This is a genomic window from Actinomycetota bacterium, assembly GCA_030774015.1.
Taxonomy (GTDB): domain Bacteria; phylum Actinomycetota; class UBA4738; order UBA4738; family JACQTL01; genus JALYLZ01.
The window spans coordinates 1-2,933 of sequence record JALYLZ010000157.1 but is presented as its reverse complement, the minus strand read 5'-3'; the positions used below and the strand labels follow the sequence as shown (position 1 = coordinate 2,933).

General features: G+C 70.8%; 4 protein-coding genes. 2 read left to right on the top strand and 2 right to left on the bottom strand.

Features of this window, described 5'->3' with window-relative positions:
- Positions 1-279: 279 nt before the first annotated feature.
- Both M3Q23_15550 and M3Q23_15545 read left to right on the top strand, forming a co-directional pair.
- The gene (locus M3Q23_15550) at positions 280-861 is read left to right on the top strand and encodes a hypothetical protein (GenBank protein ID MDP9343472.1); all 582 of its coding nucleotides are present in this window, start codon (positions 280-282) and stop codon (positions 859-861) included.
- A gap of 80 nt (positions 862-941) precedes the next feature.
- Complete coding sequence (locus M3Q23_15545; GenBank protein MDP9343471.1) at positions 942-1,655, top strand: hypothetical protein; 714 nt, start codon at positions 942-944, stop codon at positions 1,653-1,655.
- A 3-nt stretch (positions 1,656-1,658) separates the two neighbouring features.
- On the opposite strand, the gene M3Q23_15540 is transcribed toward M3Q23_15545, so the two are convergent.
- Positions 1,659-1,979, bottom strand: coding sequence for a hypothetical protein (locus M3Q23_15540; protein ID MDP9343470.1), 321 nt, complete (start codon positions 1,977-1,979; stop codon positions 1,659-1,661).
- Between the two features lie 127 nt (positions 1,980-2,106).
- Complete coding sequence (locus tag M3Q23_15535) at positions 2,107-2,733, bottom strand: hypothetical protein (GenBank protein ID MDP9343469.1); 627 nt, start codon at positions 2,731-2,733, stop codon at positions 2,107-2,109.
- Positions 2,734-2,933 lie beyond the last annotated feature (200 nt).

Here is a 2,933-nt window from a genome sequence, read left to right as displayed (position 1 = left end):
CGGCCCCGGGGACGCTCGGTCTGGACCTTCCGACCCCCGAGCACCACCGAGCCGGTGGCGATCCCGTGCCAGTTCCCCTCCCGCTCCGGGATCCTGGCGTGCTTGGGGCCGATCCGCTCCGCGAGCTAGGGCGCGGACGCGGGGTCAGCGACCTGTGCCCAATCCCAGGGCCAACTCCCGAAGTCCCGTCCCGTCTGCCCCGAGCCGGCGGCCGTGCCCGGATCGGGCGGGACGCCTATCGTGTCGACCCAGTCGTCCGAAGACAGATCGGAGGCCGCCATGGACACCCGTCGTTCGATCCCCCGGCCCGTTCGAGCGGCCGCTCTCCTCGTGGCCGGAGCCGTCCTGGGGCTCTCCACTCCGGCCATGGCCCGGACGGTGGCCGACTTCGCGAAGCATGCGGGCTACGCGAAACGGGCGGGGTTCGCGAAGAACGCGGGGGCCGTCGACCATGTCCAGGCCGGCGCGTTCGTCACGTCGTGCGGGGCCGGCTCGGTCATCGGCGAGGCGTTCGTGCCGGCCGACGTGGGGTCGGACTGGACCCAGGTCAACGGGTACGCGTTCCACCATGGGCCCGGTCCGGACGTTCGAGGTGCGGGGTGCCCGCATTCGGCACCGGTCGCCCGTCACGTCTCCACCGGCGTGTACGACGTGAACCTCACCCTCGGCATGTGCTCGGGCGGCGCCCAGGTGGGCGTGCTGGTCACTCCGGTCGCTGAAACGGACCAGGTCGTCGCGACCTACCGCGCGTGCTCCGGGCCCGACTCGGCCATCGAGGTCCATCTCACCGACCTGGCCGGGACGCCGGTCGATTCGTCGTTCACGGTGGCGCAGATGGACAGCCCCGCGATCATCCCGTGACCTGCCGCCTTGCCACATCCCGTCTCGGTCCCCCGAGATCGTCCGGCCGGCCCCATCAACGATGCCTGACCCCGGCTGCGGTGGTGCTCACCACGCTCACGCTGCTGGCAGCGGCGTGCACATCGGGCCCGCCACCGGCCGCGCACGCGACGGAGCACCCAACATCCCCCCAGGCGAGCAGCCCCGCCGGGCGGGCCGAGACCCCCTCTCCTCGAACCGGGCAGGGATCGGTGGTGCCGGCCACCTACCAGCAGGCCTGCGTTCACGAGGAGTCCGTCTGCCTGCCGGGGACGACCGGTTCGATCCCGGCCGTCTTGAACCGAGCACTGCATTTCCCGGTGGTCCGGCCGGGCCAGCGCTGCCCGGCGACTGACGGCCGCCCGGTGAACAACTCCTACTTCGGTGGGGTCGCGCTCGGAACCGGGCCCGTCCGACCGCTCATCGCGATGAGGGGCGATCTCCGTCACGGCGTCGTCGACCTCGGCAAGTCCTCCAGCCCTGGATGGCTCGCGTTCAAGACCCTGTGGTTCAGCGGGCCCGCGTATCGGGGGCCGTTCCTCATCCGGGCGAAGCGCCTCGACCGGCCTGGTCCAGTCGCTTTCGGCGAGTCGCCGACCCTGGCCCCGCTGGCGGTGCCGCCGGGACCGACGCTCAACACGGGGGCTGGCTACCGCACCGCGCCTGGCGCCACGTGGGTGAGGGCTCCTGGATGCTACGCCTGGCAGATTGACGGTCTGACGTTCAGCGAGGTGATCGTGGTCCGTGCCGTGCTGCCGGCCGGGGCTTCTGGATGAGGGCTAAGCCAACCACTGGGGAGCTCGCTTGGTGAGTGACCCGGTCCGGGATGTCGAAGGGAACGCTGGAGGCCGTCCCGGCGCCGCATCGGGTCGGTGGGTGTGTACATGTGGAGGCAGGGGAGTTGGTGTGGTGGCCCTGGCGGAGCTCCTGCCTCTCGGGGGCGGAGGGGCGAGGTTCGTCGCGACCCGCTCCACCCAGGCCCCAGGCCGATCGAGACGAGACACCAGCCCCCATCGCTCGTACGCTCGGGCGAATGCCTCCTGAGCCACGTCGGCCGCCTCCTCTCGATCGCCGGTGATCAGGTAGGCGCCGCGGACCACCGCCGCGTACTCCTCGCGGCAGAACTTCTCAAACGCGGCCCGTCGCTCCTCCGGCACGATCTTCCTTACCGACGCGTTGGCGGGTCATTTCGCTTAGCCCAGCCTTGGTTCCTTGGGCCATGGACGGTCAACCACCCGCCACGCTCCGCCGTCGGCGGGCCACCAAAGCACCCAGGACGAGCAGGACCATCGCGATCGCTGCAACGGCCAACCCAAGAATCCATCCCGAGCTCCCCGACCGCACCGAGGTCGTCGGGGCAGTCCGGACCGGGGTGGTCGGCGGAGGCGAGGTCGGAGCTGGGGAGGTAGTTGGCCTCCGGGCCAGGACGTGGGACCCGAGGCATGTGGTCGCGGTGAAGTTGACCCCTTCGTTCAGGACGTAGATCCGCCACGCCTGCCCCCGCATCACCTCGATCTCGCCGGGGAACCGCACCTTGTGCCCGGGCTCCGAAGCCTTCCTGCGACTAGCTGGGCGCCAGTAGGCAGCGTCCCACACCGTCACGAGCCAGACCCCTGGGGAGGACAACCGCGCCCCGTAGTCGCCCAGGCTCCCCTTGACGACCCGTAACACCCGAAACACGAGCGGCGAGACCAGGGTGCCGGGGGTCGATCCCGGCAACGCTCTGCCACGCACAACCACGCCGTCGAAGGCGAGCGCGGACCGGGCGATCGCGGCACGTTCATTGCGGGGAGGCGGCACCGAGGGGCACGCGCCGATGTCGGCCATGGTGGGGGGGAAGGGGCCGAGGCCCATGACGATCAGAGCCGCGCATGCGACGACGAAGGTCGTGCTGAGTACTCGCTGCGGCGGCGGGCGCAGCCCCGAGTGTAAAGGCCGGTCGAAACCTGTAGCGGTGGCCGGTCGAAAACGGGAGCACCTGGGTTGGATGCTAGCGGGTTCGGGGTCCTCCTTCCATGGCTCCTGGAGGGTCCGCCGTAGCCCTCTCCTTCGGA

What these genes read in the sequence shown, in the direction of transcription:
- M3Q23_15550 (MDP9343472.1), top strand. Translation starts at nt 280, where the DNA reads ATGGACACCCGTCGTTCGATCCCCCGGCCCGTTCGAGCGGCCGCTCTC.
- M3Q23_15535 (MDP9343469.1), bottom strand. Translation starts at nt 2,733, where the DNA reads ATGGGCCTCGGCCCCTTCCCCCCCACCATGGCCGACATCGGCGCGTGC.